This window comes from Hymenobacter sp. APR13 (genome assembly GCF_000737515.1).
In the GTDB taxonomy this organism is placed as follows: Bacteria; Bacteroidota; Bacteroidia; order Cytophagales; family Hymenobacteraceae; genus Hymenobacter.
Genome location: NZ_CP006587.1, coordinates 2,656,875 through 2,681,358 on the forward strand (window position 1 = coordinate 2,656,875; position 24,484 = coordinate 2,681,358).

Sequence of the window (24,484 nt, forward strand, 5' to 3'; positions counted from 1 at the left end):
TACCTATCCGACCCGCAGAGCACTTTTCGCAGAGTCGAACTGTTACGTTCTTTCCGATCCCTCTTAAGATGGGCGGAACCAACGAACAGAAAAAAGCCACCAGCTAACAACAGCTACCCTACATGGCGTTTGCAAAAAACAAGAAACTGGTACAGGACTTCTCGAAAGTCACCATTTCGCTGGCCTCGCCCGAATCCATCCTGGAGCGGTCGAACGGTGAGGTTGTGAAACCCGAGACGATCAACTACCGGACGTACAAGCCCGAGATGGGCGGCCTGTTTTGCGAGCGGATTTTCGGTCCCGTGAAGGACTGGGAATGCCACTGCGGCAAATACAAGCGGATTCGCTACAAAGGCATCATCTGCGACCGGTGCGGCGTGGAGGTGACCGAGAAGAAAGTACGCCGGGAGCGGATGGGCCACATCGAACTGGTGGTGCCCGTTGCGCACATCTGGTACTTCAAGTCCCTGCCCAATAAAATCGGCTATCTGCTGGGCCTGCCCACCAAGAAGCTTGATCAGATTATCTATTACGAGCGGTACGTAGTCGTTCAGCCCGGCGTATTGGGCGACGAAGGCGTGCAGCAGCTCGACTTCCTCACCGAAGACGAATACCTCGACATCATCGACAAGCTCCCCCGGGAGAACCAGATGCTGCCGAACGAGGACCCCAACAAGTTCATCGCCCGCATGGGTGCTGATGCCCTGCAACTCCTGTTGGAGCGCATCAATCTGGACGAGCTGAGCTACTCGCTGCGTGACTCTGCCGCCCACGAAACCTCGCAGCAGCGTAAAGCTGAGGCGTTGAAGCGTCTGCGTGTAGTAGAAGCGTTCCGCGACGCCTCGACCCGCATTGAGAACAAGCCTGAGTGGATGGTAATCCGCATGGTGCCGGTGATTCCACCGGAGCTGCGCCCACTCGTTCCACTGGACGGTGGCCGTTTCGCTACCTCCGACCTGAACGACCTGTACCGTCGCGTCATCATCCGCAACAACCGCCTCAAGCGCCTGATCGAAATCAAGGCTCCGGAAGTGATTCTGCGGAACGAGAAGCGTATGCTGCAGGAAGCTGTGGATTCGCTGTTCGACAACTCGCGTAAGGTGAATGCCGTGCGCGCCGAAGGCAACCGCGCCCTGAAGTCGCTGTCCGATATGCTGAAAGGCAAGCAGGGCCGCTTCCGTCAGAACCTGCTCGGTAAGCGTGTCGACTACTCGGGTCGTTCGGTAATTGTGGTAGGTCCTGAGCTGAAACTGCACGAGTGCGGTCTGCCCAAGAACATGGCGGCCGAGCTGTTCAAGCCGTTCATCATCCGCAAGCTCATCGAGCGCGGCATCGTGAAAACGGTGAAGTCGGCCAAGAAAATCGTGGACCGCAAGGACGCTGTTGTTTGGGACATCTTGGAGAACGTGCTGAAAGGCCACCCAGTGCTTCTGAACCGGGCTCCTACGCTTCACCGTCTGGGTATCCAGGCCTTCCAGCCGCGCCTCATAGAGGGCAAGGCTATCCAGCTGCACCCGCTTGTTTGTACGGCCTTCAACGCTGACTTTGACGGTGACCAGATGGCTGTGCACGTTCCCCTGGGACCGGCCGCTATCCTGGAAGCCTCCATGCTCATGCTGGCGTCGCACAACATCCTGAACCCCGCCAACGGCGCGCCGATTGCGGTACCGTCGCAGGACATGGTTCTGGGTCTGTACTACGTGACCAAAGGCAAGCGCAGCACCGACGACGAGAAGATCCAGGGCGAAGGCCGCATCTTCTACTCCGACGAAGAGGTGGTGATTGCCATCAACGAAGGTCAGCTGTCGAAGCACGCCTACATCAAGGTGCGCACGCAGGTTCGCGACGAGGACGATAACCTCGTAACGAAGATCATCGAGACGGTAGCCGGCCGCGTGCTGTTCAACCAGCTCGTACCAACCGAAGTAGGTTTCGTGGATGAGCTGCTGACCAAGAAAAAGCTGCAGCAGATCATTTCGATGGTGTTCAAGCGGACCGGCATGGCCCGCACCGCACAGTTCCTCGACGACATCAAGACGCTGGGCTTCCAGTCGGCTTACAAAGGTGGTCTGTCGATGGGTCTGGGCGACATCCAGATTCCGAAAGAGAAGGATGCCCTGGTTCTGCAAGCGCAGAACGACGTGAAGGCCGTTACTCAGAACTACCAGATGGGTCTGATTACCGACAACGAGCGTTACAACCAGGTTATCGACATCTGGACCCGCATCAACAACCAAATCACCGAAACCCTCATGGGTCGTCTTGAAAAAGAAGACCAGGGCTTCAACTCGATTTACATGATGATGCACTCCGGTGCCCGTGGTTCGCGTGAGCAGATTCGTCAGCTCGGCGGTATGCGGGGTCTGATGGCCAAGCCACAGAAGTCGCTGCAGGGTTCGGTAGGTGAGATTATCGAAAACCCGATTCTGTCTAACTTCAAAGAAGGCCTCGATGTAATCGAGTACTTCATCTCGACCCACGGTGCCCGTAAGGGTCTGGCCGACACCGCGCTGAAGACGGCTGACGCCGGCTACCTGACGCGTCGTCTGGTAGACGTATCGCAGGACGTAATCGTAAACGAAAACGACTGCGGCACGCTGCGGGGCATCGAAACCTTCGCGTTGAAAGACAACGAGGACGTGGTAGAGCCGCTGGCAGAGCGTATCTTGGGCCGCGTAGCTGTTCACGACATCGTGGATCCGCTGACCGACGAAGTAATTCTGACGGCCGGTACGGAAATCACCGAGGACATCACCCGTCGCATTGATGCTACGGCTATCGAGTCGGTGGAAATCCGTTCGGTACTGACTTGCGAAAGCAAGCGCGGTATCTGCGCCAAGTGCTACGGCCGCAACCTGTCGTCAGGCCGCATGGTGCAGAAAGGTGAGGCTGTTGGCGTAATTGCTGCGCAGTCCATCGGCGAGCCTGGTACCCAGCTCACGCTGCGTACCTTCCACGTAGGTGGTACGGCTTCCAACATTGCCGTTGAAGCCAGCCTGAAAGCCAAGTTCGCCGGCGTAATCGAGTTCGAAGACATCCGTACCGTGGAAACCGCCAACGCCGACGGCGAGATGGTGAAAGTGGTAATGGGTCGTTCGGGCGAGATTCGCATCGTGGAGAAAGGCACTGGCAAGGTGTTCATCTCCAACCACGTTCCGTACGGCTCGTTCCTGCTCGTGGACGAAGGCCAGGAGGTGGAGAAAGGCGCCGAGCTGAACAACTGGGACCCCTACAACGCCGTTATTCTGGCCGAGTTTGATGGTACCATTCAGTACGATGCCATCACCGAGGGTATCACCTACCGCGAGGAGTCGGACGAACAGACCGGTCACCGCGAGAAAGTGATTATCGAATCGAAGGCTAAGGATCAGAACCCGGCCATCATCGTTCGTCCCGGCAAAAAAGGGGATGTGGAAGGCCAGAAAGCATACAGCATTCCGGTAGGCTCCCACCTCAACGTCGAGAACGGCGAGAAAATCAAGGCTGGTCAGATTCTGGCCAAGATTCCGCGTGCCGTGGGCAAAACCCGCGACATCACCGGTGGTCTGCCCCGCGTTACGGAGCTCTTCGAAGCCCGTAACCCTTCGAACCCGGCTGTAGTAGCTGAAATCGACGGCGTAGTAACCTATGGTACCGTGAAGCGTGGCAACCGCGAAATCTTCGTGGAGTCGAAAGACGGTGTTAAGAAGAAGTACATGGTGCCGCTGTCGAAGCACATTCTGGTGCAGGACAACGACTTCATCCGCGCTGGCTCGCCGCTGTCGGATGGCGCCATCACGCCTTCCGACATCCTGAGCATTCAGGGCCCCGGCGCCGTGCAGGAATACCTCGTGAACGAGATTCAGGAAGTATACCGCTTGCAGGGTGTGAAAATCAACGATAAGCACATCGAGGTGGTCGTTCGCCAGATGATGCAGAAAGTTGTGATTCTCGACGCCGGCGACACGACGTTCCTGGAGCACCAGGTAATCGACAAAATCGTGTTCATGGAGGAAAACGATACCATCATCGACATGAAGGTGGTAACGAACTCCGGCGACTCGACCAACCTGAAGCCCGGCCAGATTGTAACGGCTCGTCGCCTGCGCGACGAGAACAGCAGCCTGCGCCGCCGCGACCTAGCCCTAGTGGAAGTGCGCGACGCACAGCCTTCGGTATCCCGTCCAACGCTGCAGGGTATCACCCAGGCGTCGCTGGGCACCCAGTCGTTCATCTCGGCTGCCTCCTTCCAGGAGACGACCAAGGTGCTGTCGGAAGCCGCCATCCGTGGCAAGGCCGACGAACTGCTGGGCCTGAAGGAGAACGTAATCGTAGGTCACCTCATTCCGGCCGGTACCGGTCTGCGCGAATACACGCGTCAGATCGTGGGCTCGAAAGAGGAGTTGGAGGCCCAACAGGCCGCCAAAGCCGACGAGACGCCTGCGCCTACCAAGCGCCCCGCCCGTGCCTCGCGCCGCGAGTCCGTTTCGGAGTAAGTTCGTAGTTGCTTAAGTAAGAGAAGCCGGCCGGAGAAATCCGGCCGGCTTTTTCTTTTTCGGTAGTTTTAACCATTCGGCCCACTAACACGGCAGCCGTTCCCGTAAACTCTTCCAATGAACCAACCCAACCACCCCGACGCCGACGCGGCCCAGCCGCAAGACCCCAACGCCATCAACATCGAGCTGTCGGAAGACATTGCCGAGGGCGAGTACGCCAACCTGGCCATGATTGCGCACAGCAGCAGCGAATTCGTCATCGACTTCATCCGGCTGATGCCGGGCGTGCCGAAGGCCAGAGTGAAGGCGCGCATCATCCTCACGCCCGAGCACGCCAAGCGCCTGCAGGCCGCTTTGGCCGAAAACCTGGAGCGCTACGAGCAGGCCAACGGCCCCATCAAGCAGCAAAACGACTCGCCGATGTACCCGATGGGCTTCGGTGGGAAGATAGGGGAGGCGTAATAATTCGAATAGTACCACGTAGGTCAGGGCTTTTATCGGGAAGATAGAAGCCCTGGCTTTTTTAGGTGCAATTGGTACGCCGTGGAATCCGACGGACAACGGGAATCCACGACTGGCAGCGGCTGTTGGCGTAGGAAGGTGAATTTTGGGCTTGCAGGGCGCTTAAAACCGCACCGGACGATTACCTAAAACAAACTATTCCAACTCGTTTGCTATTTCACCCTGACTTTTCTACCTTTGCAAGCCTAATTTTTGGGAGAGAACCCTCCTTGACAAAACATTCCGTAGATGCCTACCATCAACCAGTTAGTACGAAAAGGCCGCGAGAAGCTGACGACGAAGTCGAAGTCGCCGGCTCTTGACTCGTGCCCGCAGCGCCGTGGCGTTTGCACCCGTGTGTACACCACCACGCCTAAGAAGCCGAACTCGGCTATGCGTAAAGTGGCCCGTGTGCGCCTCACCAACGGCAAAGAAGTTAACGCCTACATTCCCGGTGAAGGCCACAACCTGCAGGAGCACAGCATCGTGCTGATTCGTGGTGGTCGTGTGAAAGACCTTCCCGGTGTGCGTTACCACATCATCCGTGGTGCTCTTGACACCGCTGGTGTTAACGGCCGTACGCAGCGCCGCTCGAAGTACGGTGCCAAGCGTCCGAAGCCAGGCCAGGCTGCTCCAGCCGGCAAAGGCGCTCCTGCTAAGAAGAAAAAGTAATTGAAACCGAGTGAGGTAGCGCGCAGTGCTGGATAGCACATGGTTCTTATCCCACTTGCCCGCTGCCTCAGCTCATTTCTACACCCATGAGAAAGTCAAAACCAAAGAAGCGCATCCTCCTGCCCGACCCCAAGTTCAAGGAGACGCTGGTTACCCGTTTCGTCAACTACATGATGTACGACGGGAAGAAAAACCTTGCCTACACCATTTTCTACGATGCCTGCGAGCTTGTTGAGCAGCGCACCAAGGAAAGCGGCGTGGAGATGTGGCGCAAAGCCCTCAACAACGTAATGCCGACCGTAGAAGTGAAGAGCCGCCGCGTAGGTGGTGCTACCTTCCAGGTTCCGATCGAAGTACGTCCTGACCGTCGTATTGCTGTTGGCTCGAAGTGGCTGATTCAGTACGCTCGTCGTCGTGGCGAAAAGACCATGAAGGACAAGCTGGCTGGCGAAATCATCGCCGCTGCGAAAGGTGAAGGTGCTGCCGTGAAGAAAAAAGACGACACGCACCGGATGGCTGAAGCCAACAAGGCCTTCTCGCACTTCCGCTTCTAAATAAATGAGTGCCTAAGTGAATGGGCCGCCCCTTGATTTGGTTAACTCCACACCTCGGTAGCTGCCTGTTCACCAAACACACATTCACTCATTCAACTAGACATGGCTGTTAATAAAGATCTGCAATACCTCCGGAACATCGGGATTATGGCGCACATCGATGCTGGTAAAACCACCACGTCGGAGCGCATTCTCTACTATACCGGTAAGACCCATAAAATCGGGGAAGTGCACGAAGGTGCCGCCACGATGGACTGGATGGAGCAGGAGCAGGAGCGTGGTATCACCATCACGTCGGCTGCTACTACCACCTTCTGGAACTACCCCACCGATGCCCAGGGTGATCCGACTGCTGACACCAAGCAGTACAAGATCAACCTCATCGACACCCCCGGCCACGTTGACTTCACGGTAGAAGTAGAACGTTCGCTGCGTGTGCTCGACGGCGCTGTGGCCCTGTTCTGCGCCGTATCCGGCGTAGAGCCCCAGTCGGAAACCGTATGGCGTCAGGCTGACAAGTACAAGGTGCCCCGCATCTGCTTCGTCAACAAGATGGACCGTGCCGGTGCTGACTTCTTCAAAGCTGTAAACGAAATCAAAGAGAAGCTGGGCGCTAACCCCGTTCCTCTGCAGATTCCAATCGGCGCTGAAGACACGTTCAAAGGCGTAGTTGACCTGCTCACTGGCAAAGCCATTGTGTGGGACGACGCTACCCAGGGCAAATCGTACCACGAAATCCCGGTTCCCGAGGATCTGGTGGATACCGTAGCCGAGTGGCGCGAGAAGCTGGTTGAAAGCGTAGCTGAGTACGACGATACGTTGATGGAGAAATTCTTCGACGATCCGGACTCCATCACCCGCGAAGAAATGATGGTCGTAATCCGCAAAGCGGTTATCGACATGAAGTTCTCGCCCGTAATGTGCGGCTCGGCCTTCAAAAACAAAGGTGTACAGTCGATGCTGGACGGCGTAATGGCCTACCTGCCGTCGCCGCTGGACATGCCCCCCATCATCGGTACCGACCCCGACACGGGCGCAGAAATCGAGCGTCACCCCGACAACTCGGAGCCTTTCACGGCCCTGGCGTTCAAAATTGCTACCGACCCCTTCGTGGGCCGTCTGTGCTTCTTCCGCTGCTACAGCGGCGTGCTGGACGCTGGCTCGTACGTGCACAACAACCGCACGAACAAGAAAGAGCGTATCTCGCGTCTCATGCAGATGCACTCCAACAAGCAGAACCCGATTGACAAAATCCAGGCGGGTGACATTGCTGCGGGTGTAGGCTTCAAAGACATCAAAACCGGTGACACGCTGACCGACGAGAAGTCGCGCGTAGTACTGGAATCGATGAGCTTCCCTGAGCCGGTAATCGGTTACGCCATCGAGCCTAAGACCCAGGCCGACATGGACAAGATGGGTATGGCTATTGCCAAACTCGTTGAGGAAGACCCAACGCTGGTAGTACAGACCGACCCCGAGACGGGCCAGACCGTACTGAAAGGCATGGGCGAGCTTCACCTCGAAATCATCATCGACCGGATGCGTCGGGAGTTCAAGGTGGAAATCAACCAGGGTGCTCCTCAGGTAGCCTACAAAGAGATTCTGACCAAGTCGGTAGAGCACCGCGAAACCTACAAGAAGCAGACCGGTGGTCGCGGTAAGTTTGGCGACATCGTGTTCGAACTCGGTCCGAAACTGACCGACCCAGAGAAACCAGGTCTGGAGTTCGTAAACGATATCACCGGTGGTGTTATCCCACGCGAATTCATCGCACCAGTTCAGAAAGGCTTCGAAGAAGCTATGAAGAACGGTCCGTTGGCTGGCTTCCCCATCGAAGGCATGCGTGTGCGTCTGTTCTACGGTTCTTACCACGATGTTGACTCGGACGCCCTGTCGTTCGAACTCGCTGCCCGTGGTGGTTTCCGTGAGGCTGGCAAGCAAGCTGGTCCGAAACTGCTCGAGCCAATTATGGCAGTAGAAGTAGTTTCGCCCGACGAGTACACGGGTTCGGTAACCGGTGACCTGAACCGTCGCCGCGGCATCATGAAAGGCATGGACACCAAAGGTGGCGCCAACGTAATCAAGGCTGACGTTCCGCTGTCGGAGCTGTTCGGCTACGTAACTACGCTGCGTACCATCTCGTCGGGTCGGGCTTCGGCTTCGCTGACCTTCTCGCACTACGACCAGGTACCAACCAACCTTGCTGAAGGCATCATTGCCAAGCAGAAGGGCAACGCCATTCGCTAACACCGCTTTCATTCAATAGACATGAACCAGAAGATTCGCATCAAACTCAAATCCTACGACCACAATCTGGTGGACAAATCGTCGGAGAAGATTGTGAAGGCGGTGAAGGCTACGGGCGCTATCGTAAGCGGTCCGATTCCCTTGCCGACCATCAAGGAAAAATTCACCGTGCTCCGTTCGCCCCACGTGAACAAGAAGAGCCGGGAGCAATTCCAGCTCTGCACCTACAAGCGTCTCGTTGACATCTACTCGACTTCGTCGAAAACCGTAGATGCACTAATGAAGCTGGAGCTGCCAAGCGGCGTTGACGTTGAAATCAAAGTCTGAGGACTGATTTAGTCAGCTCATTACCGAAACACCCCACTGGTTCTGCGCAGCCGGTGGGGTGTTTCACTTTATGGCGGATGCCGGAAATGGTAAAAGCCAATTTCTGCCGCGCGGGTATCGGGTAGGAGAGGGGGTAACAAGGGCTAAAGCGGTGACACTGAAAATATTTCAGAAGGTAGCTATTATATAACATAACAATTTCCTAGCTTTGCACTCCCATTCCGAAAACGCCACTCGGGCGTTTTCGTGTGCGTCTTTTACTAAACCCAAACAGAATGCCTGGCATCATCGGTAAAAAAATCGGTATGACAAGCCTCTTCACTCCGGACGGGAAGAACATTCCCTGCACGCTCATCGAAGCAGGTCCGTGTGTGGTGACGCAGGTTAAGACCATCGAAACGGACGGCTACACGGCCATCCAGCTCGGTTACGGCGAGAAAAAAGCAAAGAACACCACCAAAGCACTGGCGGGTCATTTTGCCAAAGCCGGAACTACTCCCAAACGCAAACTCGTTGAGTTCCGCACGGATGAAGTAGCCAACTTCGCTGCTGGCAGCGAAGTAAACACTTCCCTCTTCGAGGAAGGTGAATTTGTTGACGTAGTTGGTACGTCGAAAGGCAAAGGTTTCCAGGGCGTTGTGAAGCGTTACAACTTCGCCGGTGTTGGTGGCCAGACTCACGGTCAGCACAACCGCGGCCGTCACCCCGGTTCTATCGGTGCCTGCTCGTGGCCTTCGCGCGTATTCAAAGGAATGCGCATGGGTGGCCGCATGGGCAACGACCGGGTGAAAGTGCAGAACCTGAAGGTGATGCGCATTGTAGCCGACAAAAACCTCATCGTGGTGAGCGGCTCGATTCCCGGTGCCAAGAACTCTTTCGTGGTCCTGGAAAAATAACCTTGAAGATGGAACTGTCAGTATATAACATCAAAGGCGAAGACACCGGCCGCAAGGTTACGCTGTCTGACGCCATCTTCGGTCTGGAGCCGAACGAGCACGTGATGTACCTCGACGTGAAGCAGTACCTGGCCAACCAGCGCCAGGGTACGCACAAGTCGAAGCAGCGCAACGAAGTGCACGGCACCACCAAGAAACTGAAGAAGCAGAAAGGCACGGGCGGCGCCCGCGCTGGCTCGATGAAATCGGGTGTGTTCGTAGGTGGTGGCCGGATTTTCGGTCCTGAGCCCCGCGACTACGGCTTCAAGCTCAACAAAAAGACCAAGCGTCTCGCTCGTCTGTCGGCTCTCTCGACGCTGGCGAAAGACGGCAAAGTAGCCCTGGTGGAGAATATCTCCCTGTCGGCTCCTAAGACCAAAGACTTCCTCTCCATCCTCGCAGGTCTGAAGCTGAACAACGGCAAGAAGACTCTGCTGGTGACCGGCGAAGTAGACAAGAACGTGGTTCTGTCGGCCCGCAACATCCAGAAGGTAAAAGTGTCGACGCCCGTAGCGCTCAACACCCACGACCTGCTGAACACCGACACGCTGCTGCTGTCGGAAGCTGGCCTGACGGCATTGGAACAACTCTATACCACTGCTGAATAATGAGCACGCTGAAAAAACCCATCGTGACCGAGAAGGCCACGGGCCTGAACGAGCAAGGCAAATACGTTTTCGAAGTAGAGCGTAGCGCCAACAAAGTTCAGATCAAAAAGGACATCGAGCAGTTCTATGGCGTGACGGTAACGGGCATCAGCACGATCCGCACCAATGGAAAAGTGAAGTCCAAGTTCACCAAAGGTGGTTCGGTATCGGGCCGCCGCGCACATGGCAAGAAAGCCATCGTGACGGTGAAGGAAGGCGAGGTTATCGACTTTTACAGCGGCATCTAAGCTGCGCCCTTTTCTGCATAAGAGCATTTCCTAAGCAAGAGTAATGGCACTCAAAAAACTAAGACCAACATCACCGGGTCAGCGCTTCCGCATTGCACCGGCCTTCGACGAGATTACGACGTCGACGCCGGAGAAGTCGCTGTTGGCACCCATGAAAAACTCCGGTGGCCGCAACAACTCGGGCAAAATGTCCAACCGCTACATCGGCGGTGGGCACAAAGCCAAGTATCGTATCATCGACTTCAAGCGTGACAAGGCCTCGGTGCCAGCCACGGTGAAGACGATTGAGTACGATCCGAACCGTACGGCCCGTATCGCCCTGCTTCAGTACGCCGATGGCGAGAAGCGTTACATCATCGCCCCAGCCGGCGTTGAGGTAGGTGCTACGGTCGTGTCGGGTTCGGGTGTAGCCCCCGAAGTAGGCAACGCCCTGCCGCTGCGCGAAATCCCGCTCGGTACCATCGTCCACAACATCGAGCTGATGCCCGGTAACGGTGCCGCTATGGCTCGTTCGGCTGGCACCTACGCTCAGCTGGTGGCCCGCGAAGACAAGTACGCCACGCTGAAATTGCCTTCCGGCGAGATGCGCATGGTGCTTGTTACGTGCATGGCCACGGTAGGCACGGTATCCAACGGCGACCACATGAACGTTCGTCTGGGTAAAGCCGGCCGCAACCGCTGGTTGGGTCGTCGCCCACGTGTTCGTGGTGTAGCCATGAACCCTGTCGATCACCCAATGGGTGGTGGCGAAGGCAAATCGTCGGGTGGTCACCCACGTAGCCGTAACGGTATCTTCGCGAAAGGTCAGAAGACCCGTAACAAGAACAAGTACTCCGAGCAGCTCATCGTTAACCGCAAAGGCAAGAAGTAAGCAATGGCACGTTCACTAAAAAAAGGGCCGTACATTGACTTCCGGCTCGAGAAGAAAGTAACGGCAATGGATGAGTCCGGCAAAAAGTCGGTGGTGAAGACCTGGTCGCGCCGCTCGATGATTTCGCCTGATTTCGTTGGCCACACCTTCGCCGTTCACAACGGCAATAAGTTCATCCCGGTATATGTTACGGAGAACATGGTAGGACACAAGCTCGGTGAGTTTGCTCCAACCCGCAACTTCCGTGGACACATTGCCAAGAAAGATAAAGGCAAGCGCTAATCATGGAAGCAACCGCTAAACTCCGCAACGTTCCCACCTCGCCGCGCAAGATGCGCCTGGTGGCCGACATGGTTCGTGGTCAGAAAGTGACCCGTGCGCTGGGCCTGCTGAAATTCGAAGCCAACTCGGGCGCTGCCCGTGTTGAAAAGCTCCTCCTCTCGGCTCTTGCCAACTGGCAGCAGCACAACGAGGATGAGCGCATCGAAGACGCTAACCTCTACATCAAAGAGATTTTCGTGGATGAAGGCCGTCAGCTGAAGCGTCTGCGCCCCGCCCCTCAGGGCCGTGGCCACCGCATCCGCAAGCGCAGCAACCACGTGACGCTGGTGATTGACACGAAAGTAGAGCGTCTGGGCAGCAAAGCTGCTACCCAGAAAGCTGCTGAAACGAAGACCACCGAAGCCAACGCTGAAGCCAAGCCAAAGACCACGCGTCGTAGCTCGGCTAAGAAATCCACTGAAACCAAGGCAGAAGCCACCGCATAAGCACTATGGGACAGAAAGTAAATCCGGTTGGCTTCCGTCTGGGCGTCATTAAAGGATGGGACTCGAACTGGTACGGCGGCAAGGACTTTGCCGACAAACTGGTGGAGGACGAAAAAATCCGCAAATACATCATGGCTCGTATCCCGAAAGGTGGCATTAGCCGCATCGTGATTGAGCGTACGCTGAAGCGCATCACCATTACCATCAACACGGCTCGTCCGGGTGTGGTAATCGGTAAGGGTGGCGCTGAAGTGGATAAGATCAAAGACGAACTGAAGCAGATCACCAGCAAGGACGTTCAGATCAACATCTTCGAAATTAAGCGTCCGGAACTCGACGCCAAGCTGGTAGGTGAGAGCATTGCTCAGCAGCTGCAGGCTCGTATCTCGTTCCGCCGTGCCATGAAGATGAGCATTCAGGCTGCTATCCGTGTTGGTGCCGAAGGCATCAAGATCCAGTGCGGTGGCCGTCTGGGCGGTGCTGAAATTGCCCGTTCCGAGCAGTACAAAGAGGGCCGTACGCCGCTGCACACGCTGCGCGCCGATATCGACTACGCTTTGTCGGAAGCTCAGACCGTGTATGGCAAAATCGGTATCAAGGTATGGATCATGCGTGGTGAAGTGTTCGGCAAGCCCGACCTGTCGCCTAACCAGGTTCCTGCCAACCAAGGCAACGACACCCGTGGTGGCGACCGTGGCCCACGCGGCGAGCGTGGCGACCGTGGTGGTGACCGTGGCCCGCGCCGCGACCGTAACGACCGTGGTGGTGACAACCGTGGCGGTGCAGGTGCCGCCGGTGGTGGCCAGCGCCGTGGCGGTGGTGCCCCAGGTGGTGCCAACCGTGGTGGTCAGGGCAGTGGCGCTCCGCGTCGCTAGTCGTTTCTTTTCTTCAGAAATTCAATTTCAATAAATCATGTTACAACCGAAAAGGACCAAGTATCGCAAGATGCAAAAGGGTCGCGTATCAGGCCTCGCCTACCGCGGCAGCTCCATTGACTTCGGTTCTTTCGCTATTAAGTCGTTGGAAGTGGCTTGGATTACGGCTCGCCAGATTGAGGCAGCCCGTATCGCCATGACCCGCGCCATGAAACGCGAAGGGCAAGTTTGGATCCGCATTTTCCCTGACAAGCCGATCACCAAGAAGCCGGCTGAAGTGCGGATGGGTAAAGGCAAAGGCTCGCCCGAGTATTGGGTAGCCTGCGTGAAGCCCGGCACTATCATGTTCGAGTCAGACGGCGTTTCGCTGGAAGTGGCGCAGGAGTCGCTGCGCCTGGCAGCCCAGAAGCTGCCGGTTCGGACTCAGTTTGTTGTTCGTCGCGACTACGTAGAAAGCAAGTAAGATGAAGAACGCCGATATCCGCGCCCTTTCGCTGGAAGAACTGAACCAGCAAGTAAAGACCGAAAAAGCCAATGGCCAGACGCTGCGCTTCGCGCACGCCATCTCGCCCCTGGAAAACCCGATTCGCCTGAAGCAAAGCCGCAAGAACGTCGCCCGTCTGTTGACCGAGCTGACCCGTCGCGAGAACGAGCAGGCTAATAACACTGCTAACTAACGATGGCAAGCAACGAAGAACAGCAGGCTACCTCCGCTACGGAAGAGCGGAACCTGCGGAAAGAAATCATCGGGCGCGTTTCCTCCTCCAAAATGGACAAGTCCATCACGGTGATTGTGGAAAGCAAAATGAAGCACCCGATCTACGGCAAGTTCGTTACCAAGTCGACCAAATTCATGGCCCACGACGAGAACAACGAATGCGGCGAAGGCGACACGGTACGCATCATGAGCACGCGTCCGCTGAGCAAGAACAAACGCTGGAGACTGGTAGAAATCGTAGAACGCGCCAAGTAAGATGATACAGCAAGAATCCCGTCTGACCGTCGCTGATAACAGCGGCGCCAAAGAAGTTCTTTGCATTCGTGTCCTCGGTGGCACGGGCAAGAAATACGCCAGCGTAGGCGACAAGATTGTAGTAGCCATCAAATCGGCTATTCCTTCCGGCAACGCTAAAAAAGGCACTGTATCGAAAGCAGTGGTTGTTCGCACGAAGAAAGAAGTACGTCGCAAGGACGGTTCTTACATTCGTTTCGACGACAATGCTGCCGTACTGCTCAACAATAACGACGAGCCCCGCGGTACCCGCATCTTCGGCCCCGTGGCCCGTGAACTGCGCGAGAAGCAGTTCATGAAGATCGTTTCGCTGGCTCCTGAAGTTCTCTAAGCAATGGCAACGAAAACGAAAGCAGCACCCGCGAAACTGCATGTGAAAACCGGCGACACCGTACAGGTGATTGCTGGCGACGAAAAAGGCAAAACCGGCGTTATCAAGTCGGTGAACCGCTCGACGCAGCGTGTTATCGTGGAAGGCCTGAACCTGGTGACCAAGCACAACAAACCCAGTGCGAAGAACCCCCAGGGCGGCATTACCAAAATCGAAGCGGGTATTCACGTGAGCAACGTGAAAGCTATTGCCTCGACAAACGCCTAACCCGGTACGACGACAATGGCTCGATTCAAAGAGAAATATCAGAAAGAAGTGGTGCCGCTGCTCCAGGAGAAATTCCAGTTCAAGAGCATCATGCAGGTTCCACGCATCACCAAGATCTGCATCAACCGCGGTATTGGTGCGGCTGTAGCCGACAAGAAGCTGGTGGATAACGGCGTAGACGAGCTGACGACCATCGCTGGTCAGAAAGCTGTGGCTACCATCGCCAAGCGTTCGGTTTCGAACTTCAAGCTGCGCGAGGGCATGCCAATCGGCGCCCGCGTAACGCTGCGTGGCGAGCGGATGTACGAGTTTATGGACCGTCTGCTGTCCATCGCTCTGCCCCGCGTTCGTGACTTCAAAGGCATCAACGACAAAGGCTTTGACGGCCGCGGTAACTATACCCTGGGCGTTAAGGAGCAAATCATCTTCCCCGAAATTTCGATCGACAAGATCAAGTCGATTTCGGGCATGGATATTACCTTCGTAACGACGGCCGAAAACGACGAGCAGAGCTATGAGCTTCTCAAGGCTTTCGGTATGCCGTTCGCTAACGCCAAGAAACAAAACGACTAATGGCTAAGGAATCCGCGAAAGCAAGAGCGCGCAAGCGCATCGCTACGGTTGCCCGCTATGCTGAGAAGCGCAAAGCGCTGAAAGCCGCCGGTGACTACGAAGGTCTGGACAAGCTGCCGAAAGATGCTTCGCCCGTGCGCCTGCACAACCGGGACATGATTGACGGCCGCCCCCGTGGTTACATGCGTAAGTTCGGCATCAGCCGGGTACGTTTCCGCGAAATGGCGCTGGCTGGCAAAATCCCCGGCGTAACCAAGTCGAGCTGGTAGTTCGACCCGTTGCCAGATAGCCTCGGCTGTTGACGCAACATTACTTGGCAGGTTGCCGAGAGAAACCATTGGCCGAATTCGAGTCAAGAAGTCTTAACCGAAAATTTCGCTGCCGCATTTCTGCGGCGGCGAAATTTTCATATCTTTGCGGCTCCCTAAAAAAGGGTGGCGCTTTTACTAAGTCACATGAACACAGATCCAATTGCTGACTACCTGACCCGGGTACGCAATGCCATCAAGGCAAATCACCGGGTAGTGGAAATCCCGGCCAGCAACATCAAAAAGGAAATCACGAAGGTGCTCTACAAAAAGGGCTACATTCAGAGCTACCGTTTTGATGATGCCGCAGTACAAGGCACGATTAAAATCGCGCTCAAGTACAACCCGGTAACCAAACAACCCGCCATCACCAAGCTGCAGCGTGTAAGCACGCCCGGTTTGCGTCAGTACGCCCACGTGGAGAACCTGCCGCGTGTACTGAGTGGTCTGGGTGTCGCCATCCTGTCGACTTCGAAAGGGGTGATGACGGAGAAAGAGGCGAAAGCTGAAAACGTGGGCGGCGAAGTGCTGTGCTACGTCTACTAATCTGAAAGGAAAACGAGACTATGTCACGCATTGGTAAACTGCCCATCAGCCTGCCCGCCAACGTGCAGATTGAAGTGAGCAACGAAAACACGGTAACCGTGAAGGGCCCAAAAGGCACTTTGGTGGTTCCGGTTGACCGCGACATTACCGTAGCGACCGAAGACGGCCAGCTGGTAGTGACCCGCCCAACCGAACAGAAGCGTCATAAAGCCATGCACGGCCTCTACCGCTCCCTGCTCAACAACGCTGTAAGCGGCGTGAGCAACGGTCTGGAAGAGAAGCTGGAGTTGGTAGGTGTAGGTTACAAAGCCGCTATGGCTGGTACCACGCTGGAACTGTCGCTGGGCTACTCGCACAACATCTTCCTGGCGCTGCCGAAGGAAGTAACTGCTACGGCTGTAACCGAGAAAGGTAAAAACCCTATCGTTACGCTGACCAGCATTGACAAGCAACTGCTGGGCCAGGTGGCCGCTAAAATTCGCTCGTTGCGCAAAGTTGAGCCATACAAAGGCAAAGGCGTGCGCTTCGTGGGTGAGCAGATTCGTCGTAAGGCTGGTAAAACAGCTTCGAAATAACATCACACCATGGCTTTCGATAAAGCAACTAGAAGAAAACGGATCCAGCGCATCATCCGCACTAAGGTGGCTGGCACGTCCGAGCGTCCACGTTTGTCGGTGTTCCGCAGCAATACGGGCATTTATGCTCAGATTATTGACGACACGACCGGTCACACGCTGGCGTCTGCTTCCTCGAAGCACGTATCGGTGGAAGGGGGCAACGGAGTCGCCCTCGCTGCCGCAGTCGGCAAAGAACTTGCTGCCCGTGCTACAGGAAAAGGAATTTCGAAAGTGGTATTTGACCGTTCCGGTTACCTCTACCACGGCCGCGTAAAATCATTGGCAGAAGGAGCCCGCGAAGGCGGCCTCAATTTCTAAATCATCATGGCAGAATTTAACAACGGCCCTCGTGGTGGTAGCGGCGATAACCGCGGCGGTGGCAATGACCGTCGTGGTGGTGGCAATGACCGTCGCGGCAATGACCGGAAAGAAGAGTCTCGCACCGGCGATTCCGATCTGAAAGAAAAAGTGGTTGCTATCAACCGCGTAGCCAAAGTAGTGAAAGGCGGTCGTCGCTTCAGCTTCTCGGCCATCGTGGTAGTAGGTGACGGCAACGGCACCGTAGGCTACGGCCTCGGCAAAGCCAACGAAGTAACCGACGCCATTGCCAAAGGCATTGACGACGCGAAGAAAAACCTGGTAAAGGTGCCGCTGTACAAGCACACCGTTCCCCACATCATGGAAGGCAAATACTCGGGCGGCTTCGTGCTGGTTCAGCCAGCTGCCGCTGGTACGGGTGTAATTGCTGGTGGTGCTATGCGTGCCGTGTTCGAAAGCGCCGGCATCAAAGACGTACTCGCCAAGTCGAAAGGTTCGTCGAACCCCCACAACGTGGTTAAGGCTACCTTCGACGCCCTGCTGAAAATGCGCGACCCTATGCAGATTGCACAGGCTCGTGGCATCACCCTCGCTCAAGTTTTTAACGGTTAAGAGACGATGGCGCAGATCCAAATCAAACTCGTAAAAAGCGTTATTGACCGCCCCGAGCGTCAGAAGCGTACCGTGCAGGCCCTGGGCCTCGGCAAAATGGGTAGCACCAAGAGCGTGGAAAACACGCCCCAGGTTGCTGGCATGATCAAAGCCGTTCAGCACCTGTTGGAAGTAACCGAACTCTAGGAATCTCCCGAAAATGAATCTCAGCAATCTCAAACCTGCCGTAGGCTCTACCCGCAATGTCAAGCGCATTGGTCGTGGTACGGGTTCCGGCCGTGGCGGCACCTCGACGCGTGGCCACAAAGGTGCCAAGTCCCGTTCGGGTTACTCCAAGAAGTCGGGCTTTGAAGGTGGCCAAATGCCCCTGCAGCGCCGCGTACCAAAGTTCGGTTTCAAGAACATCAACCGTGTAGAGTACAAAGCCATTAACCTGGACGTACTTGCCGGCTTGACCGAAGGTGGTGCTACGACGTTCGACAATGCCTTCTTCGTGCAGGCTGGTCTGGCTTCGAAAAACGCCAAAATCAAAGTTCTGGGCCGTGGTGAACTCACCACTGCTGTAGAAGTTCATGCTCATGCATTCTCCAAGTCGGCTGTTGAAGCCATTGAGAAAGCAGGTGGCAAAGCCGTGACGCTGTAAGTTCTTGTGGCGATGAAAAAGTTTATCGAAACGATAAAGAACATTTTTGCGATTGAAGATCTGCGTATGCGGATCTTCAATACGCTGTTTTTCATTGCCATCTACCGGTTAGGCTCTTTCGTGGTGCTGCCGGGCGTCGACGCTACTCGTCTGAAAAGTGGTGGAGCTTCGGGGGTGTTTGGTATTCTGGATACGCTGCTTGGCGGCGCGTTCAGCAATGCTTCCATCTTCGCACTCGGTATCATGCCGTACATCTCGGCTTCTATCGTGTTGCAGCTACTTACCATTGCAGTTCCTTATTTCCAGAAGCTGCAGAAAGAAGGAGAGTCGGGCCGCAAGAAAATCAACCAGTACACGCGTATCCTTACAATTCCGATTGTAATGGCGCAGTCGGTCGGTTTCATTGCCACCATCAGCGCTGACGCAATCCTGGAGCCTGGTACGTTCTTTACCATCTCCACCATGCTCATCATCACGGCCGGAACGCTGTTTTGCATGTGGCTGGGAGAGAAAATTACGGATAAGGGTATCGGCAACGGTATTTCCATGATCATCATGATCGGGATTGTGTCGCGCCTGCCCGGTGCCATTATCGGTGAGGCTGCTGCCAAAGGCATGCGTGGCTCGCTGATCTTCCTGATTGAGCTGGTAGTGCTGTTCCTCGTGGTAATGGCAGTTATCGTGCTGACGCAGGCTGTTCGCCGGATTCCGGTGCAGTATGCCAAGCAGGTAGGCAGCACCGCCCAGCTGAATGCCCAACGGCAGTTCATCCCGATGAAAGTGAATGCGGCCGGCGTAATGCCGATCATCTTCGCTCAGTCGCTGATGTTCGTGCCCGCTATCGTGGCTTCGGTTTGGCAGAATGACAGCGACCTGGCCAGCTACATTGGCGTGAAGTTCTCGGACTACACGTCGTGGCAGTACAACGTGGTGTTCGCAACGCTCATCATTGTCTTCACCTACTTCTACACAGCCATCAGTGTCAACCCCAACCAGATTGCGGATGACCTGAAGCGTAGCGGTGGTTTCGTACCCGGGGTGAAGCCTGGCCGCGATACGTCGGAGCACATTGACGAGATTCTGACCCGCATTACCTTGCCCGGTGCCGTGGCACTGGCGCTGATTGCCATCTTCCCGGCGCTTGCGCTGCTAGGTGGTGTTACGCGGCCTTTCTCGGCCTTCTATGGCGGTACTTCCCTCATCATTATGGTAGGGGTAGTACTGGATACGCTGAATCAGGTGGAAAGCTACCTGCTGATGCGCCACTACGATGGCATGATGAAAACTGGTAAAGTGCGTGGCCGTTCGCAGAACATTGCTCTGGCTTCGTAAGCACTCATGATTGTTTACAAGACCGAAGAAGAAATAGAGTTCATGCGGGCCAGCGCGAAGGTGCTGGCTCAGGCCCACGGAGAAGTGGCCGGCATGATCCGGGAAGGAATTACAACGCGAGAGCTGGATCAGCGCGCTGAGGAGTTCATCCGGGACCATGGCGGAAGCCCTTCCTTCAAGGGGTACAATGGATTCGAATACAGCCTCTGCATCTCGCCCAACTCGGTAGTGGTGCACGGTTTTCCGGGCGACTACACGCTGAAAAGCGGCGACATCGTTTCGGTGGACTGCGGAGTGCTACTCAACGGCTACCACGCCGACAGTGCCTACACCTACCCGATTGGGGAAGTGGCACCCGAGGTGTTGCAGCTGCTGGAAGAAACCAAGAAGTCGCTGTATCTCGGTATCGAGCAGGCAGTGGCGGGCAATCGGATGGGCGACGTCAGCTTTGCCATTCAGAACCATGTTGAGAAGCAGGGTTACGGAGTGGTTCGGGAATTGGTCGGCCACGGGATTGGAAAGAAGCTGCACGAGCGGCCGGAAGTACCGAACTACGGTAAGCGTGGCTCGGGACTGAAGCTGCAGACCGGCCTCACACTGGCTATCGAGCCGATGGTGAATCTGGGTACGAAGAGCGTGATACAGGAGAAGGACGGCTGGACCATCCGGACCAAAGACTTCAAGCCTTCCGCGCACTTCGAGCATACGGTAGTAGTACGAAAAGACAAGGCGGAAATACTCACCTCCTTCGAATACATAGAAAAAGCCTTACAGTAGCCTTATGGCCAAACAAACTTCCATTGAGCAGGACGGAGTCATTCTGGAAGCCCTTTCCAACGCCATGTTCCGCGTGGAGCTGGAGAACGGTCACCAGCTGATTGCCCACATCTCGGGCAAGATGCGGATGCACTACATCAAGATTCTGCCGGGAGATAAGGTAAAGTTGGAAATGTCGCCCTACGATTTGTCGAAGGGCCGAATTGTGTACCGTTACAAATAACCCGACGACATGAAAGTCAAAACCTCGGTTAAGAAGCGTAGTGTTGACTGCAAGCTGGTCCGCCGCAACGGCAAGCTCTACGTTATCAACAAAAAGAACCCCCGCTACAAACAGCGTCAGGGCTAGACAACTGGAAGTTGGGGACTCGGGTCCTGAGGACTTGGTTTTTGAAGGAAAACTGTCCTAACCGAAACCAGGTCCCCAAGACCCTAACTCGCCAAAAACCCAAACTCAACACATGGCTCGTATTGCAGGGGTAGACATCCCAGACAACAAGCGCGGTGAAATCGCGCTGACCTACATTTTCGGCATTGGCCGTCCATCTGCACAGCAGATCCTTACCAAAGCAGGTGTAGACCTGAACAAGAAGGTGAAAGACTGGACGGAAGCGGAAGCCGGTGAAATCCGTAGCGTAATTGCTGCCGAATTCAAAACCGAAGGTGTGCTGCGCTCCGAAGTGCAGCTCAACATCAAGCGCCTCATGGACATCGGTTGCTACCGGGGTCTGCGTCACCGCAAAGGTCTGCCAGTTCGTGGTCAGCGTACCAAGAACAACTCGCGTACCCGCAAGGGCAAGCGTAAGACCGTTGCCGGTAAGAAAAAGGCTACTAAATAACCCGTAGCGGGAATCGTTGCCTGCTCTGATACGTTCGGGGCAGGCAACAACACCTCCCGCGTATTTTTGCGATAACCAAATGGCACAAAAGAGAAAAGACAAAGCCAAGAAGCGCGTTGTCGTTGTAGAACCAGTAGGCCAGGTACACATCAAGGCTTCGTTCAACAACATCATCATCTCCATCACCAACAACAACGGTCAGGTTATCTCCTGGGCTTCAGCTGGTAAGATGGGTTTCCGCGGTTCCAAGAAGAACACGCCTTACGCCGCTCAGATGGCTGCTACCGACTGCGGTAAAGTAGCTCATGACTTGGGTATGCGCAAAGCTGAGGTGTTCGTGAAGGGCCCGGGCGCTGGCCGCGAGTCGGCTATTCGTACGCTGGGTAACGTGGGTATTGAGGTAACGACCATCAAGGACGTGACGCCGCTGCCCCATAACGGCTGCCGTCCTCCCAAACGTCGTCGCGTTTAGTTTATTGAACAGGCTGGCGCTGCCAGCCACCGGTGTCGGGTTTCTGATGCGCCTTTTCACCTCTGCAAGGTGCGCCTCCGAGGCCCGACACGCGCGGTTCAACCCCCTCAACACTCAACAACCCCGAAATGGCACGTTATACTGGTCCTAAAACCAAGATTGCCCGTCGCTTTAATGAGCCGATCTTCGGCCCAAGCAAGGCACTCACCAAGAAAGCATACCCTCCCGGCCAGCATGGTCGTGGCCGTCGTAAGAAGCAGAGCGAGTACGCTGTCCAGCTGATGGAGAAGCAGAAAGTGAAGTACATGTACGGCGTACTGGAAAAGCAGTTCGAGAACCTGTTCCACAAAGCGGCTACGCTGCCCGGCATCACCGGTGACAACCTGCTGGCTCTGCTGGAATCGCGCCTCGACAACACGGTTTACCGTCTGGGCATTGCTCCTACGCGCCGTGCTGCTCGTCAGCTCGTTCTGCACAAGCACATCACCGTTAACGGTGACGTAGTAAACATTGCTTCGTACAAACTCCGCGCTGGTGACGTTGTTGCCGTACGTGAGAAGTCGAAGTCGCTGGAAGCTATTACCACGAGCCTGAGCGCCCGCAACGCGCGTGCTTTCTCGTGGCTGGAGTGGGACGGCAAAGACATGGTGGGCAAGTTCCTCAACGCCCCGCCCGTGAGCTGATACCGGAGAAGATCACCGAGCAGCTCATCGTCGAACTGTACTCGAAGTAATTCTTGGAACGGCCCGGACGCCCGGGCCGTTTCCTTGCTTCGACCTTTTTAATTGGATTCAGGTATTGGGTAATGGGTATCAAGACGCTCTGAGAGGTCTTTTTACTCACTACCCATTACTCAATACTAAAAACCGCCCCACTTATGTCAATCTTAGCTTTTCAAATGCCGGAGAAGGTGGTGATGGAGAAATCCGACGACTTCTACGGAACGTTTGAATTCAAACCGCTGGAGAAAGGCTACGGCGTCACGATCGGCAACGCTCTGCGCCGCATCCTGCTGTCGTCGCTGGAGGGCTATGCCATCACGTCGGTTCGCACCAGCAGCGTACTGCACGAGTTCATGACCATCGAAGGCGTGATTGAGGATATGTCCGAAATCATCCTCAACCTGAAGCAGGTTCGCTTCAAGAAGGTGAGCGACGCCATCGAGGACAAGATAACGGTGCGCATCAAAGGCCAGGAAACCTTCACGGCCGGCGACATCAGCAAGTTCACCAACGGCTTCCAGGTGCTGAACCCGGATCTGGTGATCTGCCACGTGGACGCCAGCACCGAGCTGGAATTTGAATTCACGATCCAGAAAGGCCGCGGCTACGTTCCTGCAGAGGAAAACAAGCCGGCCGATCAGGTTTTCGGTCAGATTGCCATTGATGCCATCTTCACGCCCATCAAAAACGTGAAGTACAGCATCGAAAACACCCGCGTTGAGCAGAAGACCGACTATGAGAAGCTCCTCATCGAGATTCACACGGACGGCTCTATCCACCCGGAGGATGCGCTGAAAGGCGCCGCCAACATCCTGATTCAACACTTCATGCTGTTCTCCGACAGCACCATGACCTTCGAAACTGCTAAAGCCGAAGAGGAGGAGACGGTAGACGAGGAGACGCTGCACATGCGCAAAGTTCTGAAGACGCCGCTGGCGGATATGGACCTGAGCGTACGTGCTTACAACTGCCTGAAAGCCGCCGACATCAAAACCCTCGGCGACCTGGTGCAGCTGGACATGGCCGACATGATGAAGTTCCGCAACTTCGGTAAGAAGTCGCTGACCGAGCTGGAAAACCTTGTAGAAGAGAAAGGCCTGAACTTCGGCATGGATCTGAGCAAGTACAAGCTCGACGAAGAATAGACAGCAAACAGGAAATGTGCTGAATGTGGTTGATGTGCTGGTCACATATTCCACTTCAGCACATTTTTTATGCCTGTACATTCCGTACCTTTGCACTCCATTTTCACACTTTCATAACCAGTGAGCCCGAAGGGGCGACGGTTCTAATGAGAAAGGTGCCTCACAGCAGCTTTTCCGCCGTGGTCGTCGTCCGCAAGCTTACACATCTCTTTTTTTATGCGTCACGGTAAAACCATCAACCACCTCGGCCGCACGGCCTCGCACCGCAACGCCATGCTTTCGAACATGGCCTCGTCGCTGATCCTGCACAAGCGCATCACCACGACCGTTGCCAAAGCCAAAGCCCTGCGCAAGTTTGTAGAGCCCCTGCTGACCAAAGCCAAGAACGACACGACGCACTCGCGCCGCCTCGTATTTGCTGTTCTGGAGCAGAAGGACGTGCTGAAAGAGCTGTTCGGCGACGTAGCAGCTAAAATTGCTACCCGTCCCGGCGGCTACACCCGCATCATCAAGCTGAGCGAAACCCGTCTGGGTGACAACTCGCAGATGTGCATCATCGAGCTGGTTGACTACAACGAAACCCTGCTGGAAGCCAAAACCGCTGGTGAGGCTAAAACCACTACCCGTCGTTCACGCGGCAAGAAAAAGGCTACCACGGCTGGCGAAGGCGAGTCTTCGGCTGAAGTAGTAGCTGAGAAGCCCGCCAAGAAGGCCAAGGCTGCCACCACGGAGGTTTCGGCCCCCGAGGATACGGCTACCGAAACCCTGAAAGACGGCGAAACCCGCGAGGAGAAAGCCGCCGAGTAGTCGGACCGGAAGTATAATAGTGAAAAGGGACGCTCCAGCCGGGG

33 protein-coding genes and 2 pseudogenes are annotated in these 24,484 nt (G+C 55.6%); all 35 read left to right on the forward strand.

Translation table 11 applies throughout. The features are described 5' to 3' along the window. Nucleotides 1–122: 122 nt before the first annotated feature. The 35 genes and pseudogenes from rpoC (at nt 123) to rplQ (ending at nt 24,440) form a co-directional block, all read left to right on the forward strand. The gene (gene rpoC / locus N008_RS11120; RefSeq protein WP_044016011.1) at nt 123–4,475 is read left to right on the forward strand and encodes a DNA-directed RNA polymerase subunit beta'; all 4,353 of its coding nucleotides are present in this window, start codon (nt 123–125) and stop codon (nt 4,473–4,475) included. A gap of 117 nt (nt 4,476–4,592) precedes the next feature. Beyond that, the gene (locus N008_RS11125) at nt 4,593–4,937 is read left to right on the forward strand and encodes a DUF3467 domain-containing protein (protein ID WP_044016013.1); all 345 of its coding nucleotides are present in this window, start codon (nt 4,593–4,595) and stop codon (nt 4,935–4,937) included. A 288-nt stretch (nt 4,938–5,225) separates the two neighbouring features. After that, nucleotides 5,226–5,648, forward strand: coding sequence for a 30S ribosomal protein S12 (gene rpsL / locus N008_RS11130; protein ID WP_044003259.1), 423 nt, complete (start codon nt 5,226–5,228; stop codon nt 5,646–5,648). Nucleotides 5,649–5,734: 86 nt separating this feature from the next. After that, a complete protein-coding gene (gene rpsG, locus N008_RS11135; protein WP_044016015.1) occupies nt 5,735–6,202 on the forward strand; it encodes a 30S ribosomal protein S7 in 468 nt (155 codons plus the stop codon). 102 nt (nt 6,203–6,304) lie between these two features. Continuing rightward, nucleotides 6,305–8,449, forward strand: a complete 2,145-nt coding sequence (gene fusA, locus N008_RS11140) for an elongation factor G (RefSeq protein ID WP_044016017.1) — start codon at nt 6,305–6,307, stop codon at nt 8,447–8,449. Nucleotides 8,450–8,470: 21 nt separating this feature from the next. Next, the gene (gene rpsJ, locus N008_RS11145) at nt 8,471–8,776 is read left to right on the forward strand and encodes a 30S ribosomal protein S10 (RefSeq protein WP_044016018.1); all 306 of its coding nucleotides are present in this window, start codon (nt 8,471–8,473) and stop codon (nt 8,774–8,776) included. 275 nt (nt 8,777–9,051) lie between these two features. Further along, nucleotides 9,052–9,672 carry a 50S ribosomal protein L3 gene (gene rplC / locus N008_RS11150; protein WP_044016020.1) on the forward strand — a complete coding sequence of 207 codons (621 nt, stop codon included), beginning with the start codon at nt 9,052–9,054 and terminating at the stop codon, nt 9,670–9,672. A gap of 8 nt (nt 9,673–9,680) precedes the next feature. After that, nucleotides 9,681–10,319 (forward strand): 50S ribosomal protein L4, encoded by a 639-nt coding sequence (gene rplD / locus N008_RS11155; RefSeq protein WP_044018638.1) that lies wholly within the window; start codon nt 9,681–9,683, stop codon nt 10,317–10,319. After that, entirely contained in the window at nt 10,319–10,606 is a 288-nt protein-coding gene (gene rplW, locus N008_RS11160) for a 50S ribosomal protein L23 (RefSeq protein WP_044016022.1), read from the forward strand. Before rplD ends, rplW begins: the two co-directional genes overlap by 1 nt. 43 nt (nt 10,607–10,649) lie before the next feature. Next, a complete protein-coding gene (rplB, locus tag N008_RS11165) occupies nt 10,650–11,477 on the forward strand; it encodes a 50S ribosomal protein L2 (protein ID WP_044016024.1) in 828 nt (275 codons plus the stop codon). Between the two features lie 3 nt (nt 11,478–11,480). Continuing rightward, on the forward strand, nt 11,481–11,759 hold the full coding sequence (rpsS, locus tag N008_RS11170; protein WP_044003251.1) for a 30S ribosomal protein S19: 279 nt from the start codon (nt 11,481–11,483) through the stop codon (nt 11,757–11,759). A 2-nt stretch (nt 11,760–11,761) separates the two neighbouring features. Further along, the gene (gene rplV, locus N008_RS11175; protein ID WP_044016026.1) at nt 11,762–12,244 is read left to right on the forward strand and encodes a 50S ribosomal protein L22; all 483 of its coding nucleotides are present in this window, start codon (nt 11,762–11,764) and stop codon (nt 12,242–12,244) included. 5 nt (nt 12,245–12,249) lie between these two features. Beyond that, nucleotides 12,250–13,119: a 30S ribosomal protein S3 gene (gene rpsC, locus N008_RS11180; protein ID WP_044016028.1), complete on the forward strand. Its 870-nt coding sequence runs from the start codon at nt 12,250–12,252 to the stop codon at nt 13,117–13,119. A gap of 37 nt (nt 13,120–13,156) precedes the next feature. Continuing rightward, nucleotides 13,157–13,582, forward strand: a complete 426-nt coding sequence (gene rplP / locus N008_RS11185) for a 50S ribosomal protein L16 (protein WP_044016030.1) — start codon at nt 13,157–13,159, stop codon at nt 13,580–13,582. 1 nt (nt 13,583) lies between these two features. Continuing rightward, the gene (rpmC, locus tag N008_RS11190) at nt 13,584–13,796 is read left to right on the forward strand and encodes a 50S ribosomal protein L29 (protein WP_044016032.1); all 213 of its coding nucleotides are present in this window, start codon (nt 13,584–13,586) and stop codon (nt 13,794–13,796) included. A gap of 2 nt (nt 13,797–13,798) precedes the next feature. Further along, a complete protein-coding gene (gene rpsQ, locus N008_RS11195) occupies nt 13,799–14,092 on the forward strand; it encodes a 30S ribosomal protein S17 (protein WP_052381446.1) in 294 nt (97 codons plus the stop codon). 1 nt (nt 14,093) lies between these two features. Continuing rightward, the gene (gene rplN, locus N008_RS11200) at nt 14,094–14,462 is read left to right on the forward strand and encodes a 50S ribosomal protein L14 (protein ID WP_044003245.1); all 369 of its coding nucleotides are present in this window, start codon (nt 14,094–14,096) and stop codon (nt 14,460–14,462) included. 3 nt (nt 14,463–14,465) lie between these two features. Then, nucleotides 14,466–14,711 (forward strand): annotated as a pseudogene (rplX, locus tag N008_RS11205) (50S ribosomal protein L24); the annotation flags it as partial. Nucleotides 14,712–14,744: 33 nt separating this feature from the next. After that, nucleotides 14,745–15,302 (forward strand): 50S ribosomal protein L5, encoded by a 558-nt coding sequence (rplE, locus tag N008_RS11210; RefSeq protein ID WP_044016036.1) that lies wholly within the window; start codon nt 14,745–14,747, stop codon nt 15,300–15,302. Beyond that, entirely contained in the window at nt 15,302–15,571 is a 270-nt protein-coding gene (gene rpsN, locus N008_RS11215; protein ID WP_044016038.1) for a 30S ribosomal protein S14, read from the forward strand. The genes rplE and rpsN overlap by 1 nt, the downstream gene beginning before the upstream one ends. Nucleotides 15,572–15,757: 186 nt before the next feature. Beyond that, the gene (gene rpsH / locus N008_RS11220) at nt 15,758–16,156 is read left to right on the forward strand and encodes a 30S ribosomal protein S8 (protein WP_044016040.1); all 399 of its coding nucleotides are present in this window, start codon (nt 15,758–15,760) and stop codon (nt 16,154–16,156) included. 20 nt (nt 16,157–16,176) lie between these two features. Further along, the gene (rplF, locus tag N008_RS11225; RefSeq protein WP_044016042.1) at nt 16,177–16,731 is read left to right on the forward strand and encodes a 50S ribosomal protein L6; all 555 of its coding nucleotides are present in this window, start codon (nt 16,177–16,179) and stop codon (nt 16,729–16,731) included. Between the two features lie 9 nt (nt 16,732–16,740). Beyond that, nucleotides 16,741–17,091: a 50S ribosomal protein L18 gene (gene rplR / locus N008_RS11230; RefSeq protein ID WP_044003239.1), complete on the forward strand. Its 351-nt coding sequence runs from the start codon at nt 16,741–16,743 to the stop codon at nt 17,089–17,091. A gap of 6 nt (nt 17,092–17,097) precedes the next feature. Next, nucleotides 17,098–17,703: a 30S ribosomal protein S5 gene (gene rpsE / locus N008_RS11235; RefSeq protein ID WP_044016044.1), complete on the forward strand. Its 606-nt coding sequence runs from the start codon at nt 17,098–17,100 to the stop codon at nt 17,701–17,703. 6 nt (nt 17,704–17,709) lie between these two features. Next, a complete protein-coding gene (gene rpmD, locus N008_RS11240) occupies nt 17,710–17,889 on the forward strand; it encodes a 50S ribosomal protein L30 (protein WP_044016046.1) in 180 nt (59 codons plus the stop codon). Between the two features lie 13 nt (nt 17,890–17,902). Then, nucleotides 17,903–18,346, forward strand: coding sequence for a 50S ribosomal protein L15 (rplO, locus tag N008_RS11245; protein WP_044016047.1), 444 nt, complete (start codon nt 17,903–17,905; stop codon nt 18,344–18,346). A 12-nt stretch (nt 18,347–18,358) separates the two neighbouring features. After that, on the forward strand, nt 18,359–19,678 hold the full coding sequence (gene secY, locus N008_RS11250; RefSeq protein WP_044016049.1) for a preprotein translocase subunit SecY: 1,320 nt from the start codon (nt 18,359–18,361) through the stop codon (nt 19,676–19,678). 6 nt (nt 19,679–19,684) lie between these two features. Continuing rightward, complete coding sequence (map, locus tag N008_RS11255) at nt 19,685–20,455, forward strand: type I methionyl aminopeptidase (protein WP_044016051.1); 771 nt, start codon at nt 19,685–19,687, stop codon at nt 20,453–20,455. A gap of 4 nt (nt 20,456–20,459) precedes the next feature. Then, on the forward strand, nt 20,460–20,678 hold the full coding sequence (infA, locus tag N008_RS11260; protein WP_022822146.1) for a translation initiation factor IF-1: 219 nt from the start codon (nt 20,460–20,462) through the stop codon (nt 20,676–20,678). A 9-nt stretch (nt 20,679–20,687) separates the two neighbouring features. Continuing rightward, entirely contained in the window at nt 20,688–20,804 is a 117-nt protein-coding gene (rpmJ, locus tag N008_RS11265) for a 50S ribosomal protein L36 (RefSeq protein ID WP_044016053.1), read from the forward strand. Nucleotides 20,805–20,916: 112 nt separating this feature from the next. Further along, complete coding sequence (rpsM, locus tag N008_RS11270; protein ID WP_044016055.1) at nt 20,917–21,294, forward strand: 30S ribosomal protein S13; 378 nt, start codon at nt 20,917–20,919, stop codon at nt 21,292–21,294. 79 nt (nt 21,295–21,373) lie between these two features. After that, nucleotides 21,374–21,766, forward strand: coding sequence for a 30S ribosomal protein S11 (gene rpsK, locus N008_RS11275; RefSeq protein ID WP_022822149.1), 393 nt, complete (start codon nt 21,374–21,376; stop codon nt 21,764–21,766). A 128-nt stretch (nt 21,767–21,894) separates the two neighbouring features. Then, nucleotides 21,895–22,499, forward strand: a pseudogene (gene rpsD, locus N008_RS11280) (30S ribosomal protein S4). Between the two features lie 144 nt (nt 22,500–22,643). Beyond that, nucleotides 22,644–23,633, forward strand: coding sequence for a DNA-directed RNA polymerase subunit alpha (locus N008_RS11285; protein ID WP_044016060.1), 990 nt, complete (start codon nt 22,644–22,646; stop codon nt 23,631–23,633). Nucleotides 23,634–23,849: 216 nt separating this feature from the next. Then, nucleotides 23,850–24,440 carry a 50S ribosomal protein L17 gene (gene rplQ, locus N008_RS11290; protein ID WP_044016062.1) on the forward strand — a complete coding sequence of 197 codons (591 nt, stop codon included), beginning with the start codon at nt 23,850–23,852 and terminating at the stop codon, nt 24,438–24,440. Nucleotides 24,441–24,484: the final 44 nt, after the last annotated feature.